This is a genomic window from Falsihalocynthiibacter sp. SS001, from assembly GCF_042445055.1.
Classification (GTDB): Bacteria; Pseudomonadota; Alphaproteobacteria; order Rhodobacterales; family Rhodobacteraceae; genus Falsihalocynthiibacter.
Genome location: NZ_CP170339.1, coordinates 1,116,665 through 1,141,244 on the forward strand (window position 1 = coordinate 1,116,665; position 24,580 = coordinate 1,141,244).

Genomic DNA, 24,580 nt, shown 5'->3' on the forward strand with positions numbered 1-24,580 from the left:
TTGTACGTCCAGTGCGCTGGTCGCTATTGACTGCTGATCTGCATTTTGGCTCGAGAGAATAGGTGTCAGCGAAAACCCGAGCGAGGCCAAACTGGCGGTTGCGGTTCTTCCCATTGAAACACCAGCCAGAGAACATCTGGCTAGTGTGCTGAAACGTCGACAGTGACCTAGAGTTGCACCCAGTCTGCGGGTGGCTTGCCGCGCCCGGGGTGGACTGTTCCACAGTTCGGGCAGGTGCGGTCTTCGATGCTTTTGTCAAAGGCTTCGTAGATTTTTGGAAGCTCAGTTACGATCCCTTCAGGGCTGTCGAGCGCGACTTCGACACGGTGGACACGGGCTTCGCAGTCAAAGCAGTACCATTCAAACCCTTCGACCATTCCTGGCTGGCGCGGGGCCTCAACCACAATGCCGAGCGATCCTTCTTGGGGGCGTTGCGGCGCGTGGCGCACATGAGGCGGGAGCATAAAGACCTCGCCTTCGCGGATCGGGATGTCATAGATTTTACCCTCGTCCGCGATCTTGAGCATCATGTCGCCCTTAACCTGATAGAACCATTCCTCAACCGGATCGTCGTGGAAATCCATCCGTGTGTTCGGAGAGCCGACGACCATAACGATCATGTCACCTTCTTTATGAAGAAGCTGATTGCCCACTGGCGGCTTAAGCTTGTCTGCGTTGTCTTCGACCCATTTCTGGAAATTGAAGGCCTTCAGTCTGGGATGGTTTGGCATTTGCTTCTCCTCGTTTTTTCAGTTGTTTAGGCAATCTCGCGAGAATGCCAGACGTTTTTGATGACCATGTAGTTGTCGAGCCCTTCGGCGCCGCCTTCGCGCCCATAGCCGCTGGATTTGACGCCACCAAAGGGGGTTTCGGGCATCGAAGCCTCAAGCGTATTGATCGAAAGATTGCCGACCTCGACCTCATCGATCAGCCGATCAATATAATCCGCGCGGTTGGTGAACGCGTATCCCGCGAGGCCGTAAGGAACGGAGTTGGCCTTGGCGATGGCTTCGTCAAGCGAGGCAACGGGGTTGATTACGGCGATGGGGCCGAAGGGTTCTTCCTGCATGATTTTTGCGTTGTCGGGAACGTTCACCAAGACCGTGGGTTCAAAGAAATACCCGCTCTCGCCCCATTGTGCGCCGCCAGTCCGTACGTCTGCACCGCAAGCGCGTGCGTCATCAACCAAATCTGTGAGCGTCGGAATGCGCCTTGGATTGGCTGTTGGTCCCATCTCGGTCGCGTCGTCCAAACCATTGCCAACAACCGTAGCCGCAGCGCGCGCAACGAATGCCTCGGTGAATTCTTCAAATATCTGTTCATGCACAAAGAACCGTGTGGGAGAGGTACAAACCTGTCCGGCATTGCGCATCTTGCGAATTGCGCCACTGATTGCGGCTTTCTGAACATCGGCGTCCTCGCAGACGATCACGGGGGCATGGCCGCCAAGCTCCATCAAAACCGAGGTCATGTGTTTCGACGCTAAGTTGGTGAGGTGCTGGCCGACAATCGTCGAACCCGTGAACGCCACGAGACGCACGGACTCATGCGCAATCAGATAACTGGAAATCTCTGCTGGTTCGCCGAACACGAGGTTCAGCACACCGTCGGGGAGGCCAGCGTCTTGAAAGGCGCGAGCAATGTGGAGCGCGCCAGCGGGGGTTTCTTCTGCGGCCTTGAGGATGATTGAACATCCTGACGCCAAGGCTCCGCCGATTTTGCGTGCAGGCTGGCTCATCGGGAAGTTCCAAGGGGAGAAGGCCGAGACCACGCCGATTGGTTGATGATGCACCGAGAATTTGGACCCTTGCGGCGCGGGGATAACGCGACCGTAGGTTCTCATTGCCTCGCCTGCGTCCCATTCAAAGAACTCGGCGCCGCGAATGACCTCTAGGCGGGCTTGCTTTAGGGGCTTGCCATGTTCCAACGTGATCGAGTGCGCGATCTCTTCTTGGCGCTCGCGTAGGAGTTTGGCGGCACGCAATATGGTGTCGGCGCGCTCGCGTGGGCTTGTTCTACTCCAGATATTGAAGCCTTCTTCCGCGGCCAATAGGGCATCGTCCAGATCGCTCCGTTCCGCGCAGGGAAGGCGGCCGATTTCTTCTTCGGTTGCTGGGTTCACAACCGGCATGTCGCGTTTGGACTTGCGCCATGCGCCGTCGATGAAAAGGTTGAGATCTGGATACATATGCCTGTGCCTCCTTGCATTGGGCCTCCAATACGCGCAGGTTCGACATCACATTCAACTAAATCCACGGAATGCAGCTATCAAGAAATTGAATACCTGTGAGCTTACTCCTTGGCCTCGACACGATCAAAAAATGCGCGGGTAAATCCGACGTGTTCGGCGAGTATGGAATAGGCAAGCTCCATATTTCGATCAAGCGCGGCATCCATCAGGCGCGTGTGATGTTCGATGCCAAGCACGCTGCGTGTTTCATTCAACAGGTCTGTTCCATCCAGATATTTGGCGCGCCCTGGTCCTGTGAACATACTAAAGAAATGGCGGTCCAGATGATTGGTGATCTGGCTATAGAAGCGATTCAGCCACCGTGTGCGCGACGCCCCGAGCAAGGCATTATGGAAATTACGGTGACGTGCTGCCCAAGTGCGCAGTTCATCGAAATCCTCGGTTGTTGTGGGATCAACGGCCTTCTTTAGCATGTGATGCGCCGAAAGGATGTGCGCCTCCCAGTCATCATCGCCATAGCGAATTGCCTCCGACAATAGGGCGCTTTCGACAACGAGTCGCGAGTTTTCCAGATCGGCGAGTTCCTCGTGGGTGACCGCCGCAGCACGAAAGCCGCGATTGTTTTCCATCACCACAAATCTCTCGCTCTCTAGCCGACGAAGCGCCTCGCGCATCGGAGTGACCCCTAATCCGCTTTCCGTTCCAAGCGCTTGAATGCGAAGCGGGGCTTCGGGCAAGATCTTTGCCTCGATTAAACGAGAGAGCAAAAACTGGTAGGCCAGCTCCGATTTTGAGATTGTGGTTTCGTCCATCCCTTGACTCCTTGACAGAATTGTGCGTCAAATCGTATACGAATTAAAAAATCGTATATAGTCGCATTTGCGATCGTATGCTCGCATGATACATATATAGTTCGAGAAGGAAAGCAGATGTCACTTCAGATTAGCCGCCAAGAGGCATTGGACCTGGATGCACAGGATTCGCTGGCGCGTAAGCGCGACGAATTTTTCATTGAGGAGGGCACGATCTATCTGGACGGCAATTCGCTGGGTCCTGCACCTAAAGCCGTGTTTGACAGCATCGACAAAACAATGCGTGAAGAGTGGGCTAAGGGTTTGATCCGAAGCCATAATACCGCTGGTTGGTTTATGCTCACAGATACGCTCGGCGACAAAATCGCGCATCTTCTCGGCGCGGGTGATGGTGAGCTTGTAGTGTGCGATACAACTTCGCTTAACGTCTATAAAACTCTACATGCGGCACTCTCGATGCGCCCTGATCGCAAAACGATCGTCGCAGAGGGTACTTCGTTCCCAACAAATTTGTATATGACCGAGGGCGTGACCTCGACACTTAAGGACGTGAACGTTGTTCTTGAGGGGCGTGATGCAGATCGTATAGAATATTTGATTGACGAAAATACTGCCGTTGTCATGGTGAACCACGTTGATTATCGCTCGGGTGTGATCCGTGACCTCAAGGCATTGACCGAGTTGGCGCATGAGCGCGGTGCGTTGGTCGTTGTTGACCTCTGCCATTCGGCGGGCGTGATCCCTGTTGATCTGCACGATCTGAACGTCGATTTCGCGGTTGGCTGTACTTATAAATACCTCAACGGTGGTCCTGGTTCTCCTGCATACGCATATGTCGCTAAGCGTCATCACGGCAAGTTTACGCAGCCGCTCTCGGGTTGGCACGGTCATGCTGCGCCGTTCAAATTTGAGCAGAACTATCGCCAAGGCGAAGGAGCGCGCGCATTGCTTTGTGGAACACAGCACACGCTTTCCATGCGGGCATTGCAGTCCGGCCTTGAGGTTTTTGACGACGTCACAATCGACGAGCTCTACGTCAAAGGTCGTTCGCTTTCGGATTTCTTTGTCGAGCTTGTAGAAAGCTTTGCGGATGAATTCGGGATCGGATTTTACAGCCCAAAGGATTCGTCGCTACGCAACGGTCAGGTCTCATTGACACGTGACGAAGGTGGTTATGCCATTGTTCAGGCACTTATTGCGCGCGGTGTGATTGGCGACTTCCGTCAGCCCAACGTGATGCGGTTTGGGTTTGCGCCGCTGTATTTGCGGTATGTCGATATATGGGATGCTGCAAACCATCTCTATGAAGTGATGAAGGCCGACGAGTGGAAAGAGGATCGCTTTAACGTCGTCGCGACCGTCACCTAAGCACTCTCACAACTGAACAAGACAACAACGGAAGGCCCACGCGGCCCTCCGCACGATAGCTGCGCGCCGATTTTTGCGCGTTAAGTCCACAGTTTCTCAATGGAGGAAAGTATGAAGCTGGTATCATTTCTAAAAACTGCGGTGTTGATTGCGGCCACTGCAACACCGCTCGCCGCTGCCGATTGGGCACCAGAGGAGCCGATCGTTCTGCGTGTTGGTTTCGGCGCAGGGGGAGAGACAGACACCATGGGTCGCGTTTTGGCCGCGACAATGGAAAAGCAAACTGGATGGGACGTGATCGTTGAAAACCGCCCCGGTGGGGGTGGCGTTGCCATGCTCAGCGGTTTGGTGAAAGAAGAGCCAAACGGCTTGGTCTTGGGAATGGCGGTGAATATTCCGCCGCTCATGGTACTGAACGAGCGTCCGGATTCCGTTCCGTTCGACATCGATAGCTTTGATTACATCGGTACCATCACCGTTGCTGAAACCGCGCTAATTGCGGGGGCTGACGCAAAATTTGACGACGTCAAAGGGCTGATCGAACACGCCAAGGAAAATGGCTCGGCGACAGTTGCTTGGGATGCGCCAGACACCAAAGCAATCATGCAGAAAATCGGCGCGGCCGAAGGCGTGACATTCCGTATGGTTAAGGCCGAGAGCGGCGTTGAAATGACCAAGCTTCTGTTGGGCGGACAAGTGGATGCGGCGTTCGGCACTGGTGGCCACCTACCGTTTGTTGAGGATGGCCAAATCAAGACAATCGCCAGCCTTTCAAATGAGCGCCTAAGCTATGCGCCTGACGTTTCGACGCTGATTGAAGGTGGGTATGACCTTTTCATCGCGCCGTATTTCTATGTCGCAGCGCCAGGAAACCTTCCAGCGGAGGTAAAGACCGCGCTTGTTGATGCAATGGCCGCCGCGGTTGCACATGAGGATGTGAAAAACGTTGTACAGAACTCGGTTAATGCTCCCGCTACGAACTTGGGGTCGGATGGTACGCGCCAGATGATGCACGACACTCTTGGTCCCATAGGCGCGCTGTTCAGCGAATAAACAATCAAACTTAACGCAACATTTCTGGCCCTACGGGGCCAGAATTTTTGAGGGAGGACAGAATGTCGATCAATCGCGCCTCTGGCGTCTTTTTTGTGCTTTTGGCAGCCGCGCTGATTTGGGTGGTAATTCCCGCGCAAACGGAAACGGTTTATCCGGACGGCTCTATACCGCCACAGGCACTCCCTGTTTTCTATGCCGCACTGATCGGCATTTTCGGCGCGATTGTCGCCCTTCGCGAACGTGATCAAGTTATGATTGACGCTGCACAGGCCCGCAAAGTCGGGATGTTTTTAGTCCTAACGACGGTCGGTGTGATCGCGATGGAATACTTTGGCTTTGAGTATGTCGCACCCGTACTCGCCGCCGTACTGCTGTTGATTGTCGGAGAGCGCCGCCCGCTTTGGCTCGCGCTCGGAGCATTGATTGGGCCGGTTTCGATCTGGCTTTTCTTTGAGGTGCTTCTCGGACGATTGCTGCCCTAGGAGAATAAAATTGGTACCTTTTGATACAATCATCGCAGGGCTCTCAGGGACGTTCACGCCCGTGGTCCTGCTTTATATTCTGGCTGGGGTGATCATTGGCCAGTTTGTTGGCGCGGTCCCAGGGATCGGCCCGATTATGGCGATTGCCATTGCTATTCCGTTTACCTTTGTCATGGACCCGTTGGTGGGCATTTCCTTCCTTGTGGGGATCGGCAAAGGGGGGCTTGTCGGCGGTGCGGTTCCGGCGGTTTTGATCAATACCCCCGGAACGCCGGATGCCGCCGCCACCGCGCTCGACGGCTTCCCGCTCGCCAAGCAGGGTAAGCCGCTCAAGGCGATGCGCATGGCGCTCTACTCTTCGGTAACGGGCGATACTGCGAGCGATATTATCCTGATCACCGTATCGGCGCCGCTTGCGATTGTTGCGCTTAAACTTGGGCCTGTGGAAATTCTGTTCCTGCTGTTGTTTGCCTTTACGATCATCGTTTGCCTCGTGAGCGACACGGTCGCCAAAGGTGCGATAGCGCTCTTGCTTGGGTTGTTCTGTGCAACGATCGGATTGGACCCTGAGTATGCGACGCCACGTTTGATATTCGGGTATGTGGAGCTTTATGACGGTATCCCGCTAGAGGCCATTGCCCTCGGTATTCTCGTAATGCCAGAAGTTCTGCGCCGTCTTGCGGCTGGAATGGGGACTTCACGCCCCGCCATTGATATTCCACGCAATCAACCTGCCGAAGATCGACGGATAAGCTGGGCGGAATATTGGTCTTGCCGGTTTGCTATGCTTCGCGGCGCGTCAATTGGTACCGTATTGGGCGCTTTGCCCGGTATCGGTTCGACCGCTGCGGCGTTTATTTCCTATGCATCCACCCGCGAGAGTTCGCAGGATCCCGATAGCTTCGGCAAAGGGAATATTCAGGGCATTGCCGCGGCGGAATCCGCAAACTCGGCAGTTGTCGGAGCGAACCTTATCCCGTTGTTAACGCTCGGTATCCCGGGGAGTGTTGGTGCCGCATTGTTGATTGGTGCATTCAAAATTCACGGCATTCAGCCCGGTCCGTTGCTGTTTACGCAGCAAGCTGAATTGATCTATGGCCTGTTTGGCGCGATGATCGCTGCGAACTTCATGAACTTCTGGGTTGGTCAAGCGGGTATGCGCCTGTGGTCTACGGTGGTCAGAGCGCCTGAAGTTGTGATTTTTGCTATCGCTTTGTTGCTCTGTATTGTCGGGGTTTACCTCGGAGCGGGGGGGATGTTCGGCCTGTATACGATGCTGGTTTGCACGGTGTTGGGACTTGTGCTTTCAGCCTTTGGATATTCGGTGATCGTGTTCATCATCGCGTTCTTCCTTGGGTCTCGTTTTGAGACAACCGTTTCGCAAGCCTATAGCCTGACAGGTGGTCAAATCGTGGAGTTGCTTCACTATCCAGTGGGGCTCGCGCTTTTGGGCGTGAATGTCGTGTTCCTTGTGATGTTTGCGCGCAAACATCTGCGTTAATCGCCAGCGTTCGCATGTTTGTAGCCGCCGCCGCCAATAACCCGTCGGCGGCGGTTTCGCTTTTTTGGCGTTCTACTCTGTCATAGGTTTTTTGGATATCTGATTGCCGCCTTTGACATTGCTCTTAGTAGCAAGGCGCGGCCACTCTGGTTGGGAAGGTTGATCATTTACGACTGTTGATCTGCCCCTAAACCCAAACGCCCCAAGCAAGAGGGCGCTACCAACTCGGAGATGAAAATGCCCCTCAGAACTTCAACCGCTATACTGCTTTGCAGTGCCTTATACACTTCGTCGGCGATAGCCGCAGGAGGTGAGGGCGGCACGCCAGGCGTGATCGATATTAAGGATCCATATGTCCAAAAATGGTTCGACGCGACGCCCCACAATCCGCCAGCTGAGCCAGAAGCCGGCAAAGACTACGGTATGATAGGTGAAAATGGCGAGTTTGTTGCCCCGACCTCCTCGCCGCTCTCTGGCTGGGCACCTGATTTTCCGGGACAGCTGGATCACTGGGATCAGAATACCTACGCTGAAAATGTCGAGTTACTCGCGTTCTATCCGACGGTAACATCGCCGTGGCACGCATGGGCGAACGTCGTAGATATGGATGGCCGCCGCTTTCTCTATGCACATGATCGCGATTACTTGCGTATCCTCAATGTGACCGATCCCGCCAATGCCGTCGAAGTATATAGCGAAGGCGGTGTTTGGGGGCCTGAAGGCTCTGATGCAGATTTTGACTCCAAGAATGTCGAAAACTACTTCGGCGGTATCACGATTGCATGGCACGAGGGACTACAGAAAAATGTACTCGTGGCATCCTATGAGGTGGGGCGCTTTGGCGTGATGGGGCGCAAATCCGAGGACGCCGCAGGGGTGGACCTTGTCCGCAACTATACCTCGCTCAAGGGCTTTAAGGTTTATGCGATGAACGGCCCAACGCCTGACGATTGGGAATTGATCGCAACTCGTACGACCGACCGCAAGAACCCCGATGCACCCATCGGCGAGCAAGAAGGCTCTGGTTCGCTTGACGCACCAACGTGGTTTGGCGGCCAGTATATGGTCCTCTCGGCGGCACCTGACGATAGTTACGCTCTGACGGAGTATCCGGATTATCTGCATTCCCCCGGATTTCAGATTTGGGACATGAGCGATCCCGCGAACCCGACATTCGTGAAACAGCTTTCCGTTCCGGGCCAGAATATCGACAACCCAGATGATGTCGCCGCATATCTTGAGAACCCGCGCGCAGGCAATCGGACCTCTTGGATGGGGTCGCGCAACCCGCTTGCGGTTGCTGCTCCGATTGAGGATGGCGGTTCTGTCGGGTTTGGCGGAATGGGTGGCCTTGGGTTCTGGACGTTTGATCTGACGGATCCGGCAAACGCTAAGCCGCTGGGCAATGTTCAGGTCCCGCCGAGCTTTGCAGGCACGGAGTTCGACAACGTGGACGTTAGCCAATACGTGCGTACGGGCCATGTGTTCAGCAACGGATATCCGATGAACGCCAACTGCTTTGAGCCGTACAAGGACATCTACTCAATCGATGTCCAGAACCCCGCAGAGCCGAAAATTGCCGCCGTTTTCCCGCGGCCGACACCACCAGAGGACGCAGAGTTTACGGATTATTGCCAGCGTCGCGGCAGCTTTGGCCCCAAGCGGTCGGGGGGGATTGATCAGCCTGGTCGTGGGCGTGACGGTTTGGCCATCTATGCGTTCTACAATGCTGGTATCCAGATTTATGACGTTCAGGACCCAGTTAATCCAACAATCGCGGGCTACTATGTTCCAAGCTTCCCCACGACGGATGAGGTGCCGGATTGGACCTTTGATAACGCGGTCTTTGCGGTCTTCACGGAATATGACCGGAATATCATCTGGGCGTTTGCGGTGAACGGTGTCTATGCGCTGAGCAGCCCTCTTTTGGGGGAGCCAATGACTGGCGTTCCAGAGGCTGTCTGGCCGCCACGTGCGCAATAAATGGTGAATATGGATGGCTCCGTTAGAGCGCGGGGCCATTTATTCTTGGGTGTTTGCCGTTTCTACAAGGCAGCGCACCAACTCGCGGGCCGCCGGGGAAAGGCGTGCCTTGGCGTTGTATGATACACCCACGGGGCGCGAGCCGAATGGAACTTTCCAATCCAGCCGTACCAAGTTTCCTTGCTCGATGTCCTGTTGCGGAACGTGGCTTGGCATGAGCGCAACAAGCGGTTGGGTTTGCAGTAGCGCGCGGTTCACAAGGTATGAAACCGACTCAAGCGCAACTGGCGAAGAATAGAGCCCCTGACTGCCAAAGAAGCTATCAACCTGTCGTCGCAGGCTTGTTTCTGGCGGTGGGAGTATCCAGCCGAAGGGTTTCATCGCTTCAAAATCAAGCGCCTTTTGCCCTGCTAGCGGATGATCACGGCCCACAACTGCAACGATAGTTTCGTCAAAGAGCTTCTTTTGCGCGATCTCGTCTCGGTGACGGTGAATGGGCAATCGCCCGACCACAAGGTCAATCTCGCCAGTTCGCAAGGCGGGCATCAAGGCGTCGTTCGTGCCATCCACAACCTTGATCGCGACATTCGCGCGGGTTGCCATGAGCTTTTCTATCGCTGTGGGCAAGAGCCAAGACGAAGCAGCAAGCAACGAGCCCACAACAACGCGTCCGCTGCTTCCGTCATGAAGGTCGTCCAATTCCTGGGCCGCGTTCGCTACCTGTGTCAGGATAAGCTGTCCGTGCCGGATGAGCGCCTCTCCATAGGCCGTGGGGATCACGCCTCGATTGGTGCGATCAAAGAGTTGGACTTCGAAATCCAGCTCCATATCCTTGATCATCTTGGTCGCGGCGGGTTGTGATACGTTCAATTCTCGTGCGGCGTTCTGGATGTTTTGATGCCGCCCCACGGCCACAAGCAACCGCAACTGGCGGAACTTTAGGCGCGTCTGAACCTTCTCGATGATCCGTGTGTGGTGACTGACCAAATGGGACACTCCTAGAATTTCATGCGCGCGGCATGTTGGTGAATGCTCGCGATAACGCTCATGGCAGCAAGCGCAGAGGTTCGCGGATTAGCCTGTAGCGGATTGCCTTCTATTGTAAAGGTGAACTGTCCAAAATCGCCATTGGCAGTGATTTCATGGATATTTTGCGAAATGTTTGGGTCCGCGATGAGCTCAACCTGTGTGGCGCCAAACCCAACACCAGAGAGCGCGACAGCCGCAGCAACGTTTGCATTCTTGGGATATTGCTGCGCAGCCTCTCTGGCAGATCCGCTAAAATGGGGCGTGGGCGTCGACAGATTGGCGAGGTCAAGCACGCCCTCCGCAGGAGAGCCAATCCACCCCTTGGGCGGCTTGCGCCCGACGTAACGCACGGTTTCAAGCGCGCCGATTCGTGCCGCCCGAAGCGCATCAAGCCCGCCGATGGCCCCTGACACCAAATGCAATGTGCCGTTGCCTTCTTTTGCGGCGGTGTCCAATTTCTCTGAGAGGGCAGCATCCGCCAATGCTCCGATCGACACCGTCAAAAGGTCATGACCCGCGCGCAAAATCTCGAGGCCATGATCGCGCAGCCCACCATGTCCGGCGCAGTCGATGAACAGATCAATGTCTTCGGTCACATCCGATAGTTGGGTAACAAATTTTGCGGCGCCCATATGATTAGCCTCATACCGCTTAAGCGAATCGCTGGGAACGATAACGTGGCTTACGCGATGGGGCGTATTCTCTAGCTGTTCCATAACGTATTGCGCAATTGCACCAAAGCCGATGAGGGTGATGTTCATGGGGGAATCCTTCTGTAGTTAAATCATGAATATCGGCATTCAGGCGCTTTTGGTAATAATTTTCGTTATATCAGGATTACTTCTTTCGATTTGTCATTCTCGCATTAGCAAGTGAAATTCAGCGCCAGAACGGGCCTGCTTCCGCCGCCCCCGAAAACACAAGGATGCGTGATGAAATACTCCAAGCTCGATGCAAAAGATTATGCCCGCGAGACCATGAAGGGCATCTGGGCCGCTGCGCTCAATCCCTTCAACGAGGATATGTCGTTGAACGAAAATGGGCTGCGCTCAAACATCCGTCACTGGATTGACGATCTTGATATTCAAGGTCTGTTCATTGCTGGCAAGCAGGGTGAGTTTTTCTCGATGAGCCTTGAGGAGCGTAAGCGCAACTTTGAAATCGCTGTTGATGAATGTGGCGGTCGTGCGGGTACGATTATGTCGGTGTCGGATCAGAACTTTAATACCGTTCTTGAGCTTGGTCGCCATGCCGAGGCCTGCGGCGCGGATTATATCGTTGTTCATGCGCCTGTTCTGAGTTTTGTTCATGATCGCGGCGAGGTTTTGTATCAATATTACAAGGCGCTCTGCGACCAACTTAATATCGGCATCGCCATGTGGAGCCACCCTGACAGCGGGTATATCATGCAGCCCGAAGAATGCGCGCGCATCGCAGAGTTGCCCAATATTGTTGCGATCAAGTACTCTGTTCCGCGCGAAATGTATGTGCGCTTGTCGCATATGATCGGCGACAAAATTCAGGTCTCTACGGCTTCCGAGGAGGAATGGCTCGACAATATTGAGGAGCTGAACTGGAAGCTCTACCTCTGTTCGTCGCCGCCCTATCAGCTTCAGACTGCCAACGATAAACGCATGCATGAATACACACAGTTGGCGTTTCAGGGCAAATTCGCAGAGGCGCGCCGTGTACGAGACAGCCTAAACCCCGTCCGCGAGGCAATGGCGCGCTCGCGCCCCGCCGATAAGCCTCAGGCGTTTGGAAAATACTGGCAAGAATTGCTTGGACAAGTAAGTGGGCACGTACGCCGCCCAATGCTGGAACTGACAGAGGCCGAAAAAGCGGCGGTCTGCGAAGCGTTTCAAGGATGCGGGCTAAAGCTCTAGGGCAAAATGGTGATGCCCTTGGGTGAATTGATCGCACTCCTGTCCGCCGCGTTCTATGGATTGGCAGGAGTGTCGATTGCCAAAGGGCGTCCATTTCGGCGAGGGGATGGCGGCGTATTCCTGTCTGTCGCCACCACGGCGCTGCTAACTGGAATACTCTGGTTGGCCGCGCCTTCGTCTAGTTGGCCAGAAGCGAACTGGCCGAGTGCGATTGGTATATTTGCAATCGCGGGCGTTTTTGCCACCGTGTTAGGGCGAATTGGGATGTACCGCTCGACCGAGCTCATCGGCTCGGTCGGCGCGAGCATGTTGCGCCGCTTTATTCCGCTGTTTGCGATTGTCTTTAGTGTGCTGTTGCTCGGTGAGTTGCCCGTGCAGGCACAACTGATTGGCGGGGCGCTTATTCTATGCGGTGTTTTGATATTCTCTGCGCGCTCGGGGCAATTGACCTCTAGAGCGGGGATATTGTTTGGGCTGGGGTCTGCTGTCGCCTATGCGCTGTCCTATACGCTCCGAAAAATGGGCCTAGAGATCGTTCCTGATCCAATCTTTGCTACATTCGTCGGCGCGATGGCGGGCGTGGTTTGCTATGGGCTGTGGATATGTGTGGCCCCGCGGCGCGCGGAGCGTCTGCGCTATCTCCTCATCGACCGCAGCGGTTGGTTCTTGTGTAGCGCGCTCTTGTTATCCTTTGGTCAGACGCTTCAACTCTTTGCTTTGCTCAATACCTCCGTAACGTCGGTGTCTCTTATCGGCGCGCTGGACGTGATGTTCACTTCAGTCTTCGCTGCAATCCTGCTGAAGGAAACCCACTTGCGGAGCACCCGTTTTCGAGTTGCGCTGGCCTTTGTGATTGGTGGAACGCTTTTGCTTTCCATTGGCTGACGGGAAGGCGGGGAATCAGTGAAAATTCTGGCTGCTGGTGGAATTCTTGCTCAAGCGATAGTTTGTATTTTTCATTTAAATATATGATTTAATAACTAATTTTAATGTCACACATTATATTGATTTTGTAGGACATTAAATGTAGCGTTTGGGCATGACCTAACAAAAGGTGTCACGTGTCCAAGCCTGTAACCAAAGAAACCAGCCCTTCGATGGATGCGCTTCAGCATCTCGAGGCAACAGGTAGCAAGCGCGATGTGCTTGAGGCGCTCTCGCTTATGATTGAGCGTGCAGAGTTGGGTGTCGGTGATCGTTTGCCCCCCGAGGTGGAGATCGCCAAGAAGCTGAACGTCGGGCGCTCCAAGGTGCGCGAAGCGCTCGTTGCGTGGCAAAACATGGGCATCGTTACGCGCAATAAGAAAGCAGGGACACGGTTGGCCGCTGAGGTTTTTTCCAAGGCAATCCACCTTCCTGTCACCGTGAAGTTGGAAGCAGAGAGTCTCTTGCGGACGCACGCAGTTCGCCGCCCACTCGAAATCGAAGCGGTAAGAGTTGCCGCGCAGAATGTCACCGAGCAGCAGGGCAAAACTATCCTCGCGCGGGTGGCAGAACTGATGGCGATTTACGACGCAAACGAGGATTGGCGCGCTGCTGACTTTCGGTTTCACAACGCAATTCACGAAGCCTCTGGGAATCCGCTGTTTCATCAGTTGATCAGTCAGATCCAAGAGGGCTTTCACACGATCTACGACGCTCCATTTGGTCAGGCGCATCTGGGGCAGGCGACAATTCCGCTTCACCCCGACCTCGCGCAGGCGATTGCGAGCGGAGACGGGGACAAGGCAGCAGAAATAATGGGACGAATAATGGATATGGTCGAAGAAGAAGTGCGCAAGGTCTTGGAGGGGCAAGATGTCTGAAGACAAACAGCTCGCGACATTGATGGCCTCGGTGTTTGACGATGAGACAGGCGCAGTAACACCGCCGATCGTGCAAACATCGCTCTTTGCGTTTGAGAACTATCAGGCGTTCGAGGACCGCATGGCGGGGCGCACAAACAAGTCCATCTACACACGTGTACAGAATCCGACCGTGGCCGCATTTGAAGCGCTTATGGCTGATGCGGAAGGCGGGGAGGCCGCCGTTGGATTTGCATCGGGTATCGCCGCGATTTCATCGACGCTCTTGGCTTTTGTAAAACCGGGATGCCGCATTGCCTGTGTAGAGCATGTATATCCCGATACCTATAAATTCATGGAGCAGATGCTACGCCCGTTCGGTGTTGACGTTACCTATCACTCCGCCGCCGAGTTAGAGGAGCAAGACGATCTCCTTGCGGGGGTTGATATTGTTTATCTCGAAAGCCCGAGTTCAGTAGTCTTCGTGCCCGTAAACCTTCCGCGCGTCACTGAACATGCAAAGCGCCACGGCGCGCTGTCCATGATCGATAATTCATGGGCGACCCCAGTATTCCAGCGTCCTTTGGCGCTTGGTGTCGATATCGTCATCCACTCGGCCTCTAAGTATATTTCAGGCCATTCGGATACGGTTGCGGGTGTTGTGGTTTCCTCCCAAGAACACATCACCCGCATCCGTGATTTGACGCTACCTCTCCTTGGGGCGAAGCTCGCTCCGTTTGAGGCATTCCTTCTTACGCGTGGTTTGCGCACACTTCATGCACGAATGATGCAGCACCATGCCACGGCGAACACATTCGTCGATCGCCTTGCTACGCTTCCACAGGTTCGCAAAGTGAACAGCCCGGGCGCGAACGAAGTTCCCGGATTGACGGGGCGCTCTGGGCTTATGTCCGTCGAGTTTGACGATAGTGTCGATATCCCGAAATTTTCTGACGCACTCACGCATTTTCGACTGGGCGTCAGTTGGGGAGGGTTCGAGAGCCTGATCCTTCCCGCACGAGTGGGGCTTGCGCAGGCAGGGCCCAAAAATTCCATGCAGACATTTGGTGTCTCGCCCAACTTGGTTCGCCTGAATCTTGGGCTTGAGGACACAGAAGACCTTTGGGCGGATTTCCAAAACGCCCTCAGCAAAAGCGCGGCCTAACGGCAATAACAAGACGCTGAACATCAACACAAGGAGGATACTTTAAATGAAATATACACTAACTGGATTGAGTGCCGCTGCGATGCTTTTCGCAAGTAGCGCAATGGCCGAAACCACGCTGAAACTTGTGGAAGTAATCACAAGCCCTGAGCGGACCGAAGTTCTGCAAGGTATGGTCGATCAATACGAAGCGGCCAACCCTGACGTAACAGTCGAGATCGTAAGTCTCCCTTGGGGGCAGGCCTTCGAGAAGCTGGCAACGATGGTTGCGGGCGGCGATATCCCTGACGTAGTCGAAATGCCCGACACATGGCAGGCGCTCTATGCGGGTTCGGGACAACTCAAGAGCCTGAAGGATCAGGTGGCCAACTGGGAGCATGGTGATACTCTGACCGAGAAAACACTCGCGATGGGCTCGCAAGCTGGCGATCTTTATATGATCCCATACGGCTTCTATCTGCGCGCGATGTTCTACAACAAGAAACTCCTCGCCGAAGCGGGTGTGGATGCACCACCAGCAACCATGGAAGAATTCATGGCCGCATCCGCAGCAGTATCCGAGCTTGAAGGCAAGTCCGGCTACTGTCTTCGCGGAGGTCCCGGCGGGACGAACGGCTGGATCATGTTCGGTGCAACGATGAACGGCACCAACGAATTCTTTACCGAAGACGGTCAGAGCCGCATCAACGAGCCCGGTTCGGTTGAGGGTATCCAGTTCATGATGGACCTCTATCAAAAAGGTTACGCTCCTAAGGACTCTGTGAACTGGGGTTTTAACGAAATCGTTGCTGGCTTCTATTCCGGCACATGCGCCTTCCTTGATCAGGATCCTGACGCGCTGATCGCGATTTCCGAGCGTATGCCCGAAGAAGACTTTGCCGTTATTCCGATGCCAGTTGGCCCCGCGGGCAAAGCATTCCCGACGATCGGTTTTGCGGGTTGGTCGATCTTTGAATCAACCGAACACGAGAAAGAGGCATTTGATCTTGTAGCGGCCTTGTCTGCACCAGAAGCCAATTCGACATGGGCAAAGCGTGTAGGCGTTATTCCTATCCACACTGGCGCCGACCGTGACCCACACTTCCAGACCGAGCAGTTCAAAGGCTGGTTCGAAGAACTAAACGGAGAGCAGTACGAGCCGACCGTTATGCCGACATACCTTGAGCAGTGGGGCTATTTCGCCAGCACAGTGTTGCTTGAAACAAGTCAGGAAGCCCTGTTGGGTCAACGCACTGCGCAAGAAGTAGCGGACGAGTGGGCCGAGCTTCTTACCGAAGAATACGCGAAATGGCAGGCTAAACAGTGATCTCGCGTAAGAAAAATGACGTCGTGCCCGGGGAGACCCGGGCAAGGCGCTCGCTTTACTGGCAGTATATGGTCGAGCCTTTCCTCTATCTATCACCTGCTATTGTTTTGATCGGTGTGGTGATGATGATCCCGCTGATTATTGGTATTTCGTATTCTTTTCAGTCTATTGAGCTGCTCAATCCGTTCAACACCGGATGGGTGGGTTTTGAGAACTACAAAGAGCTCTGGACTGATCGCAAGTTCTGGATTGCGCTGGAAAACACCTTTTGGTGGACGTTCTGGTCAATAAGTTTCCAATTCCTTCTAGGGTTGGGATTGGCGATGTTGTTGAACACGCATTTCGTCGGCAAGAAGCTATTTCAGGCGCTTGTTTTCTTGCCGTGGGCCGTTCCGACATTCCTCTCTGCGCTGACATGGGCGTGGCTATTTAATCCCGTGATCGGCCCTCTGCCGCACTGGATGACGTCACTTGGTATTCTCTCCGAGCCTTACAATATTATGGGCGATCCGGACCTTGCGATGTGGGGGCCGATCGTGGCGAACATCTGGTTCGGAGTTCCGTTTTTCGCCATTACGCTCTTGGCCGCATTACAATCTATTCCAAGCGAGCTTTACGAGGCCGCCGAGATTGACGGCGCATCTGCGTGGCAGACATTTACAAAAATTACGCTTCCGTTCCTTGCTCCGATGATCGCGATAACCGTCATGCTCCGCACAATCTGGATCGCGAACTTTGCCGATCTGATCTTTGTTATGACAGGTGGCGGGCCCGCGAACTCAACCCAGATTCTGAGCTCTTATGTGTTTACAACCGCATTCCGCAAACTTGATTTCGGTTATGCGTCGGCGATCGCTGTGGCTCTTTTGGCGATATTGCTGGTCTATGCGGTTGTGGTCCTTTGGCTTCGCAAGAAGCTGGTCAAGATTTGAGGTAACACATGGCACATGCAACGAAACCGATCTTGACCGCCGGCAAGTACACAGCCTTGCTCGCTTATCTTACGTTCGCGCTCTTTCCGCTCTATTGGCTGCTAAAGATCGCGATTACTCCGGATCAATTGATCTATACTGAAGGAACCAATTTGTGGCCCTCGGAGGTCACCTTCAGCAACTTTAGAACAGTCGTCTTTCAGACAGATTTCCTCGCTTACTTCGGGAACTCGTTGTATGTTTCTTTGGGCACCGCGGCGGCTACAACGCTAGTTGCGGCGGCGGCGGGGTATGCGTTTTCTCGGTTTAACTTCGTGGGAAAGAAGCTTCTGATCGCGGTGATGTTGATCACCCAGATGTTCCCGCTTCTGATGATCATCGCGCCCATTTACAAGATCGTCGCATCGTTCGGGATGCTTAACTCGCTCACGTCGTTGATCGTTGTCTACACCGCGTTCAACGTGCCATTCGCGACCTTCCTGATGCAGTCGTTCTTTGACGGAATTCCTAAGGACCTAGAGGAAGCCGCGATGATGGATGGTTGTACGCGATTTCAGGCGCTCGCCAAGGTTATATTCCCGCTTACACTTCCGGGGCTTGGGGCGACGCTTGGGTTTGTCTTTACTGCGGCATGGTCAGAGCTTCTCTTTGCGCTCATGCTGATTTCCAAGAACGAGGCAATGACCTTCCCTGTCGGACTTTTGACATTCGTGTCGAAATTCTCGGTGGATTGGGGGCAAATGATGGCCGCTGGTGTGCTGGCGCTTATTCCAAGCTGTCTCTTCTTTATTTTCATTCAGCGTTATCTCGTGCAGGGCCTCACGTCCGGCGCGGTCAAAGGATAGGAGGCCGATATGGCACGAATTGAACTCAATGACGTTGTAAAACGCTATGGTACGGTCGAAGTGTTGCGCGACATAAACCTCGACATTCAGGACGGTGAATTCATTGTTCTCGTCGGGCCGTCAGGTTGCGGTAAATCTACGCTATTGCGCATGATCGCTGGGCTTGAGCCGATTACTGGCGGTGATTTCTTGATTGACGGCGAGCGGATGAACGATGTGCGCCCGCGTGATCGGGATATCGCCATGGTGTTTCAATCTTATGCGCTCTATCCGCATATGGACGTTGCGCGCAACATGGGTTTCTCGATGGAAATCCGCAAAGACCCCGCCGATGAACGTGCATCGCGTGTTAAGAAAGCCGCTGAAACGCTCGGCCTTTCGGCGCTGACGGAGCGATTGCCCAAGGCCCTCTCAGGTGGTCAGCGACAGCGGGTTGCGATGGGGCGCGCCATTATCCGTGATCCGCGTGCGTTCCTGTTTGATGAACCCTTGTCGAACCTTGACGCTGCGCTGCGCGTTGAAATGCGCCTTGAGATTGCTCGGCTACACCAGAAACTCGGCGCGACAATGATTTACGTGACGCATGATCAGGTTGAGGCACTGACGCTTGCGGATCGGATCGTCGTATTGAATGGTGGCGATATTCAGCAGGTCGGTAGCCCACTTGAACTTTATGAACGGCCTGCGAACAAGTTCGTTGCACAGTTTATCGGTTCTCCCACGATGAATATCGTGCCGATTGTCGGGGGTGACTATTCGGTACAAACGGCTGATGGCCGCACGATCGAACTGCCACACCTGCCGGACACAAGCATCGCGGTCGAGCTGGGAATTCGTCCTGAGCACATTGACGTGGTTGATCCGAACGAGGGCGATTTGATCGGTGTGGCGGATGTGGTCGAGCATCTTGGGTCCGATACGAATATCTATGCGAATGTCGAAGGGCTGGGGCCATTGATGGTGCGTAAACACGGGAATATTCCCGCAAAATCCGGTGATCGTCTTGGCCTAAGAATTCAGGCCGAGAACGCGCATATCTTTGCGGCGGACGGCACGGCCCTGCGGCGAGCATTGGGCAAGGCCGCCTAGAACCGCATCACTTTTTCTGACCTGCGTAACGTGTGGTATAATTTCACACGGCAGGAGAACTCAGCCTAATTGAGGACGACCTATGACCAAGACAGATGAGAAACACCTGAAAACCATCGAAAACCGTTTGATGTGGCTGTCTCATTGGATGATCCACAATGCCAACAACATTCGGCCCAAAGTAGACGGCATCAAGACAGGTGGCCATCAGGCAAGCTCTGCCTCTATGGTTTCGATCATGACCGCTCTGTATTTCTCGGCCTTGCGCCCTGAGGATCGGGTCGCGGTCAAGCCACATGCTTCGCCAATTTTTCACGCAATGCAGTATCTGATGGGCAATCAAACGCTTGAGAAAATGCAAAATTTTCGCGGGTTTGATGGTGTGCAATCCTATCCAAGCCGCACCAAGGACGTTGATGACGTGGACTTCTCAACTGGCTCTGTCGGGCTGGGCGTGGCAATCACAACGTTCTCGTCAATTATTCAGGATTACATCGCCGCCAAAGACTGGGGCGCACAGGTGCCTCAGGGCCGCCATGTGGCACTCGTTGGGGATGCGGAACTGGACGAAGGCAATGTCTATGAAGCATTGCAGGAGGGGTGGAAAAACGACCTGCGGAACTGCTGGTGGATCATTGACTATAACCGCCAGTCGCTTGATGGAATTGTGCGCGAGGGGTTGTTCTCGCGGGTTGAGAAGATCTTTGATGCTTTCGGATGGAATGTCATTCGGATCAAATACGGCGTTCTCCAGCGTGCCGCGTTTTCGGAGGAGGGCGGAGAGCGCCTGCGGACGTGGATTGATGACTGTCCCAATCAACTCTATTCGGCGCTGACCTATCAAGGCGGCGCGGTTTGGCGCAAAAAATTGATGGATGACCTTGGAGATCAAGGCGCTGTAACTGCGTTGATTGAAAAACGATCCGACGATGAGCTTGCGGCATTGATGGAAAACCTTGGCGGCAACTGCGTGCAGACAATGGCTGAGGTGTTTGCCAGCGTGGAGGATGATCGTCCTACCTGTTTTCTGGCCTATACGATCAAAGGGTGGGGCACGCCGATCGCCGGACATAAGGATAACCACGGCGGCCTTATGACCAAGACGCAGATGGCCGAATGGCAAGAGCAAATGGGCGTTCCAGAAGGGCAGGAGTGGGAGAAATTCGCCACTGTCACGGATACCGCCGCGCTACAGTCATTTCTGGATCAGGTGCCGTTTTTTGCCAAAGGCGCGCGCCGCTACGCGGACGACGTGCTTGCTGTCCCCGCGATTGAAATGGCCTCGGATCGCGAAATCTCTACACAGATGGCATTTGGTAAGATTCTGGACCGCCTATCCAAGGGGGACAGTGATCTGGCCGACCGAATTGTCACGACCTCGCCCGATGTGACGGGCACAACAAACCTCGGTCCGTGGGTGAACAGGCGCAAGTTGTTCGCGCGCAAAGAACAGGCCGATGCGTTCATCGAGCATCGTATCCCCTCAACGGCCAAGTGGGAATTCACGCCCAAGGGACAGCATATCGAGCTTGGGATCGCGGAAATGAACCTGTTTCTGTTGCTGGGGGCTGCGGGGCTTTCGCACTCGTTGTTTGGCAAACGATTGATCCCGATTGGAACGCTTTACGATCCGTTTATCTCGCGCGGTCTCGATGCATTGAATTACGCGTGTTATCAGGATGCGCGCTTCATGGTTGTCGGAACGCCATCAGGCGTGACTTTGGCCCCAGAAGGCGGCGCGCACCAATCCATCGGTACGCCCTTGATTGGCATGAGTCAGGACGGGCTTGCGGCATTTGAACCCGCATTTGCAGACGAGCTCGCTGCAATTATGGAATGGTCGTTTGCCTACTTGCAACGCAACGGCGAAGGTGATCCGGACGAGCGCACATGGCTGAGAGATGAAACCGGCGGATCGGTCTATCTGCGGCTTTCGACCAACCCGATTGAGCAACCAGGCAAACGTCCCGACGTCGACTGGAAACAGGGCGCGATTGACGGCGCCTATTGGTTGCGGCGTCCGGGGCCGGGCTGTGAAGTGGTCATCGCCTATCAGGGAAGCATCGCGCCAGAGGCCATTCGCGCGGCAGGTGCGCTTGCCGAAGGTCGTCGTGATGTCGGGGTGCTGGCGGTTACGTCAGCGGACCGTTTGAACGCTGGCTGGACCGCGGCTCAACGCGCGCGTGCTCGTGGTCAGAAGAATGCAGCGAGCCATATCGAGCGTCTGATGCAAGAGCTTCCGCCGCATTGTCAGCTCGTGACAGTGATTGACGGTCATCCCGCGACGCTTTCGTGGATTGGGGCCGTTCAGGGGCATCGCACGATCCCACTTGGTGTCGAACATTTCGGTCAGACGGGGACGATTCAGGATCTCTATCGCCATTTCAATATTGACGCAGAAAGCATCATTGAGAAAATCAATGGCCTGACGCCTGGCCGCCGTATTTCGATGGTGTGAGAACTAGTTCGTAGCGTTAACTTCTCGAACCCAAGCGATGATCTGCTGGCGGGCTTCTGGTTCCATCTGGATTGCGTTCGGTGGCGGCATTGCGTGCGTTCTACCCGCTTGGAGGTAAATTTGCTTGGCGTGCCGCGCAACATCGGCTTCGGTTTCAAGCACCACGCCCTTTGGCGGCCAGTGGAGCCCCTCCCAAGATGGTTCGCGTGCGTGGCACATTGAGCAATTGCCGACGACGGCATAGTACGCCTCTTCGAATGTATCCGCTGAGGCGTATTTTTCTTCGTAAGGTGTAAGCGCGCGAGCCTCGGATTCTTCGTAGGTTTCCATGGCGGGAACGGTCGACAGCCACGCAATCACGATCATTAGGATCGCTGTGATCAGCCAAGTCCAAGTCGGCCCTTTGCCCGTCGCGTGCATGGTGTTGAAGTAGTGGCGGATGGTTACACCAGTCAGGAAGATCAGGCTGGCAATGATCCAAGCGTACTCCGTTGCGAAGGCAAGCGGGTAGTGGTTCGACAGCATCAAGAAGACAACCGGAAGCGTTAGATAGTTGTTGTGCGTCGAACGCAGCTTGGCAATCTTGCCGTATTTTGCGTCGGGTGTCCGTCCCGCCTTGAGGTCGGCCACAACGATGCGCTGGTTTGGCATGATCTGAAAGAAAACGTTTCCCGTCATGATCGACGCGGTGAACGCACCCAAGTGAAGAAGCGCTGCGCGTCCGGTGAAGATCTGATTGTAACCCCATGACATCGCAACCAGAATGACAAAGAGCAGCAGCATCAGGATCGTCGGGCTCTCGCCCAGTTTGGATTTGCAAAGCTGGTCATAGGCCAACCAACCAAGTGTGAGTGAACCGCCCGAAATCAAGATACCCTGCCAAAGTGCGAGGTCCGCTTTGGTCGGATCAAGCAGGAAAAGCTCTCCTCCTACCCAGTACACGATCATGAGGAGCGCCGCGCCAGAGACCCAAGTGATATAGCTCTGCCATTTATGCCAGATCAGGTGTTCGGGCATATTCTCGGGGGCAACGAGATATTTCTGGATATGGTAAAATCCGCCGCCATGGACCTGCCATTCTTCGCCATGTGCGCCCTTGGGCATATTCGGTGCGGGCTTTAGGCCCAAATCGAGCGCAATAAAAAAGAATGAGGCGCCAATCCATGCCATCGCCGTGATCACATGTAGCCAGCGGACCGCGAAGGCGACCCAGTCCCATAGAATTACCAGATCATACATGGCTTTCCTCCAAAGATTCGAATTTTTTACACACTAGGCGGAACAAGTTTATTCTGGTATTGCTGCAAAATATCAAGCAGCATCAAAAAAAACAGAACAATGTCTTATTTGGATAACATTCGCACCTTTGTGCGCGTTTATGAACTCGGAAGTATGTCTGCCGCGGGGCGTGACCTTCGGATATCGCCTGCCGTGACGTCCTCGCGGATTTCTCAGCTTGAGGAACACCTTGGAGTGCGGCTTTTTCAGAGGACAACACGGAGCCTTACACCTACGGAGCAGGGGCAGTCATTTTATCGTGGCGCGTCTGATATTCTTGAGGCGGTCGTGAATGCCGAGGCGCAGATCGTGAACATGACCGAGAACCTGAAAGGCTCTCTCTATGTTGCGGCGCCATTAGGCGTAGGGCGTCGTTTGATTGCACCTTTGGTGCCTGAATTTCTTAAGGAATATCCCGAAATCAACATGCGTTTGCGTCTGACAGATCGTAAGGTTGATCTAACCACCGAGGGGTTGGACCTTGCGTTTTTCCTTGGCCAGCCAGAAGACAGCAACCTTCGCATTCGCAAGATTGCGGATGTTGAGCGCGTGCTGTGCGCGTCACCGTCGTATATCGAGCGATACGGAATGCCCGAGAGTGGCGATGACCTTGTGTCAGGCGGGCACGAGTGCCTGAGTTTGCGGTTCCCCGGTGCGACCGAATTTCAGTGGCGTTTGGCCACGCCCGACGGACCCAAGCGGTTTCGGGTGTCGGGGCGATATGAATCTGATGATGGGGATGTGCTTACGGATTGGGCGTTGGATGGGCACGGCATCGCAATGAAGCCGGTGTTTGAAATCGCGCAGCACCTAAAGGATGGAGCGCTTGTGCAGGTCGCAACAAAAACGCCACCTGAACCGATTCAGATGGCGTGTCTCTTTACGCACCGCCGCAGACAAGACCCCAAAACGCGTTTGTTCATGGAATTCATGATCGATAAGATAGGCACGACCATTCGGGCGACGGATCAGATACGTTAGCTGCCGCGATACGTGGAATAGCCAAACGGCGAAAGCAGGAGCGGCACGTGATAATGTGACTGCTCTGACATCCCAAAGCGGATCGGAATTACGTTTAGAAAGCGTGGATCTTCTGGCGGAGATCCGATCGCATCTAAGTACGCTCCCGCGTAGAACACCAACTCATACTCTCCCGTTTCGAACCTATCGCTCGGCAGAATTTGCTCGTCTGTGCGTCCGTCATCGTTCGTCATGAGAGTCTTGAGATGGTCGCGCTCTTTTCCCGAAATGCGGTAGAGTTCGATTCTTAAACCCTCCGCTGGGCAACCGCGTGCTGTGTCGAGGACGTGAGTAGTGAGATATCCGGTCATGGTATATGCCTCCGCTATGGTTGAGTGTTTCTAGAATAGATGTGGTGTCTGTGGCAAAGTCCGAATGGCAAAAGGCTCCTTTCT

General features: G+C 54.4%; 22 protein-coding genes. 15 read left to right on the plus strand and 7 right to left on the minus strand.

Features of this window, described 5'->3' with window-relative positions; genetic code table 11:
- Positions 1-167: 167 nt before the first annotated feature.
- From ACFE33_RS05495 to ACFE33_RS05505, 3 genes are all read right to left on the minus strand, one after another.
- Complete coding sequence (locus ACFE33_RS05495; RefSeq protein WP_380057905.1) at positions 168-731, minus strand: 3-hydroxyanthranilate 3,4-dioxygenase; 564 nt, start codon at positions 729-731, stop codon at positions 168-170.
- Between the two features lie 26 nt (positions 732-757).
- Positions 758-2,188: an NAD-dependent succinate-semialdehyde dehydrogenase gene (locus tag ACFE33_RS05500; RefSeq protein ID WP_380057906.1), complete on the minus strand. Its 1,431-nt coding sequence runs from the start codon at positions 2,186-2,188 to the stop codon at positions 758-760.
- Positions 2,189-2,292: 104 nt separating this feature from the next.
- A complete protein-coding gene (locus ACFE33_RS05505) occupies positions 2,293-3,003 on the minus strand; it encodes a GntR family transcriptional regulator (protein WP_380057908.1) in 711 nt (236 codons plus the stop codon).
- A 117-nt stretch (positions 3,004-3,120) separates the two neighbouring features.
- On the opposite strand from ACFE33_RS05505, the gene kynU reads away from it, so the two are divergent.
- The 5 genes from kynU (at position 3,121) to ACFE33_RS05530 (ending at position 9,393) form a co-directional block, all read left to right on the plus strand.
- A complete protein-coding gene (kynU, locus tag ACFE33_RS05510; protein WP_380057909.1) occupies positions 3,121-4,371 on the plus strand; it encodes a kynureninase in 1,251 nt (416 codons plus the stop codon).
- Between the two features lie 111 nt (positions 4,372-4,482).
- A complete protein-coding gene (locus ACFE33_RS05515) occupies positions 4,483-5,424 on the plus strand; it encodes a tripartite tricarboxylate transporter substrate binding protein (RefSeq protein ID WP_380057911.1) in 942 nt (313 codons plus the stop codon).
- 62 nt (positions 5,425-5,486) lie between these two features.
- On the plus strand, positions 5,487-5,909 hold the full coding sequence (locus ACFE33_RS05520; RefSeq protein WP_380057913.1) for a tripartite tricarboxylate transporter TctB family protein: 423 nt from the start codon (positions 5,487-5,489) through the stop codon (positions 5,907-5,909).
- 10 nt (positions 5,910-5,919) lie between these two features.
- Entirely contained in the window at positions 5,920-7,410 is a 1,491-nt protein-coding gene (locus tag ACFE33_RS05525; RefSeq protein ID WP_380057915.1) for a tripartite tricarboxylate transporter permease, read from the plus strand.
- 237 nt (positions 7,411-7,647) lie between these two features.
- Positions 7,648-9,393 carry a hypothetical protein gene (locus tag ACFE33_RS05530; RefSeq protein ID WP_380057917.1) on the plus strand — a complete coding sequence of 582 codons (1,746 nt, stop codon included), beginning with the start codon at positions 7,648-7,650 and terminating at the stop codon, positions 9,391-9,393.
- Between the two features lie 39 nt (positions 9,394-9,432).
- On the opposite strand, the gene ACFE33_RS05535 is transcribed toward ACFE33_RS05530, so the two are convergent.
- Both ACFE33_RS05535 and ACFE33_RS05540 read right to left on the minus strand, forming a co-directional pair.
- Positions 9,433-10,380, minus strand: coding sequence for a LysR substrate-binding domain-containing protein (locus tag ACFE33_RS05535; RefSeq protein WP_380057919.1), 948 nt, complete (start codon positions 10,378-10,380; stop codon positions 9,433-9,435).
- Between the two features lie 11 nt (positions 10,381-10,391).
- Complete coding sequence (locus tag ACFE33_RS05540) at positions 10,392-11,183, minus strand: aspartate dehydrogenase (RefSeq protein WP_380057921.1); 792 nt, start codon at positions 11,181-11,183, stop codon at positions 10,392-10,394.
- A gap of 171 nt (positions 11,184-11,354) precedes the next feature.
- Between ACFE33_RS05540 and ACFE33_RS05545 the strand changes: the two genes are divergently transcribed.
- The 9 genes from ACFE33_RS05545 to ACFE33_RS05585 all read left to right on the plus strand — a co-directional run bounded on the left by ACFE33_RS05545 (position 11,355) and on the right by ACFE33_RS05585 (position 21,887).
- Entirely contained in the window at positions 11,355-12,308 is a 954-nt protein-coding gene (locus ACFE33_RS05545; protein ID WP_380057923.1) for a dihydrodipicolinate synthase family protein, read from the plus strand.
- Between the two features lie 12 nt (positions 12,309-12,320).
- Positions 12,321-13,193, plus strand: coding sequence for an EamA family transporter (locus ACFE33_RS05550; RefSeq protein WP_380057924.1), 873 nt, complete (start codon positions 12,321-12,323; stop codon positions 13,191-13,193).
- 176 nt (positions 13,194-13,369) lie between these two features.
- On the plus strand, positions 13,370-14,113 hold the full coding sequence (locus tag ACFE33_RS05555) for a FadR/GntR family transcriptional regulator (protein WP_380057926.1): 744 nt from the start codon (positions 13,370-13,372) through the stop codon (positions 14,111-14,113).
- Positions 14,106-15,257 (plus strand): PLP-dependent transferase, encoded by a 1,152-nt coding sequence (locus tag ACFE33_RS05560; protein WP_380057928.1) that lies wholly within the window; start codon positions 14,106-14,108, stop codon positions 15,255-15,257. The genes ACFE33_RS05555 and ACFE33_RS05560 overlap by 8 nt, the downstream gene beginning before the upstream one ends.
- Before the next feature lie 46 nt (positions 15,258-15,303).
- Complete coding sequence (locus tag ACFE33_RS05565) at positions 15,304-16,563, plus strand: ABC transporter substrate-binding protein (RefSeq protein WP_380057930.1); 1,260 nt, start codon at positions 15,304-15,306, stop codon at positions 16,561-16,563.
- Positions 16,564-16,586: 23 nt separating this feature from the next.
- A complete protein-coding gene (locus ACFE33_RS05570) occupies positions 16,587-17,495 on the plus strand; it encodes a carbohydrate ABC transporter permease (RefSeq protein WP_380057932.1) in 909 nt (302 codons plus the stop codon).
- A gap of 8 nt (positions 17,496-17,503) precedes the next feature.
- Positions 17,504-18,340: a carbohydrate ABC transporter permease gene (locus tag ACFE33_RS05575; protein ID WP_380057934.1), complete on the plus strand. Its 837-nt coding sequence runs from the start codon at positions 17,504-17,506 to the stop codon at positions 18,338-18,340.
- Between the two features lie 9 nt (positions 18,341-18,349).
- Positions 18,350-19,429, plus strand: coding sequence for an ABC transporter ATP-binding protein (locus ACFE33_RS05580; protein WP_380057936.1), 1,080 nt, complete (start codon positions 18,350-18,352; stop codon positions 19,427-19,429).
- A gap of 82 nt (positions 19,430-19,511) precedes the next feature.
- Positions 19,512-21,887 (plus strand): 1-deoxy-D-xylulose-5-phosphate synthase N-terminal domain-containing protein, encoded by a 2,376-nt coding sequence (locus ACFE33_RS05585; protein WP_380057938.1) that lies wholly within the window; start codon positions 19,512-19,514, stop codon positions 21,885-21,887.
- Between the two features lie 3 nt (positions 21,888-21,890).
- Here ACFE33_RS05585 and ACFE33_RS05590 read toward each other — a convergent pair whose 3' ends face one another.
- The gene (locus tag ACFE33_RS05590) at positions 21,891-23,126 is read right to left on the minus strand and encodes a urate hydroxylase PuuD (RefSeq protein ID WP_380057940.1); all 1,236 of its coding nucleotides are present in this window, start codon (positions 23,124-23,126) and stop codon (positions 21,891-21,893) included.
- Between the two features lie 99 nt (positions 23,127-23,225).
- Between ACFE33_RS05590 and ACFE33_RS05595 the strand changes: the two genes are divergently transcribed.
- Positions 23,226-24,146 carry a LysR family transcriptional regulator gene (locus ACFE33_RS05595; protein ID WP_380057942.1) on the plus strand — a complete coding sequence of 307 codons (921 nt, stop codon included), beginning with the start codon at positions 23,226-23,228 and terminating at the stop codon, positions 24,144-24,146.
- Here the strand turns inward: ACFE33_RS05595 and uraH are convergent.
- Positions 24,143-24,496: a hydroxyisourate hydrolase gene (uraH, locus tag ACFE33_RS05600; protein ID WP_380057944.1), complete on the minus strand. Its 354-nt coding sequence runs from the start codon at positions 24,494-24,496 to the stop codon at positions 24,143-24,145. The genes ACFE33_RS05595 and uraH overlap by 4 nt on opposite strands.
- Between the last annotated feature and the right edge of the window lie 84 nt (positions 24,497-24,580).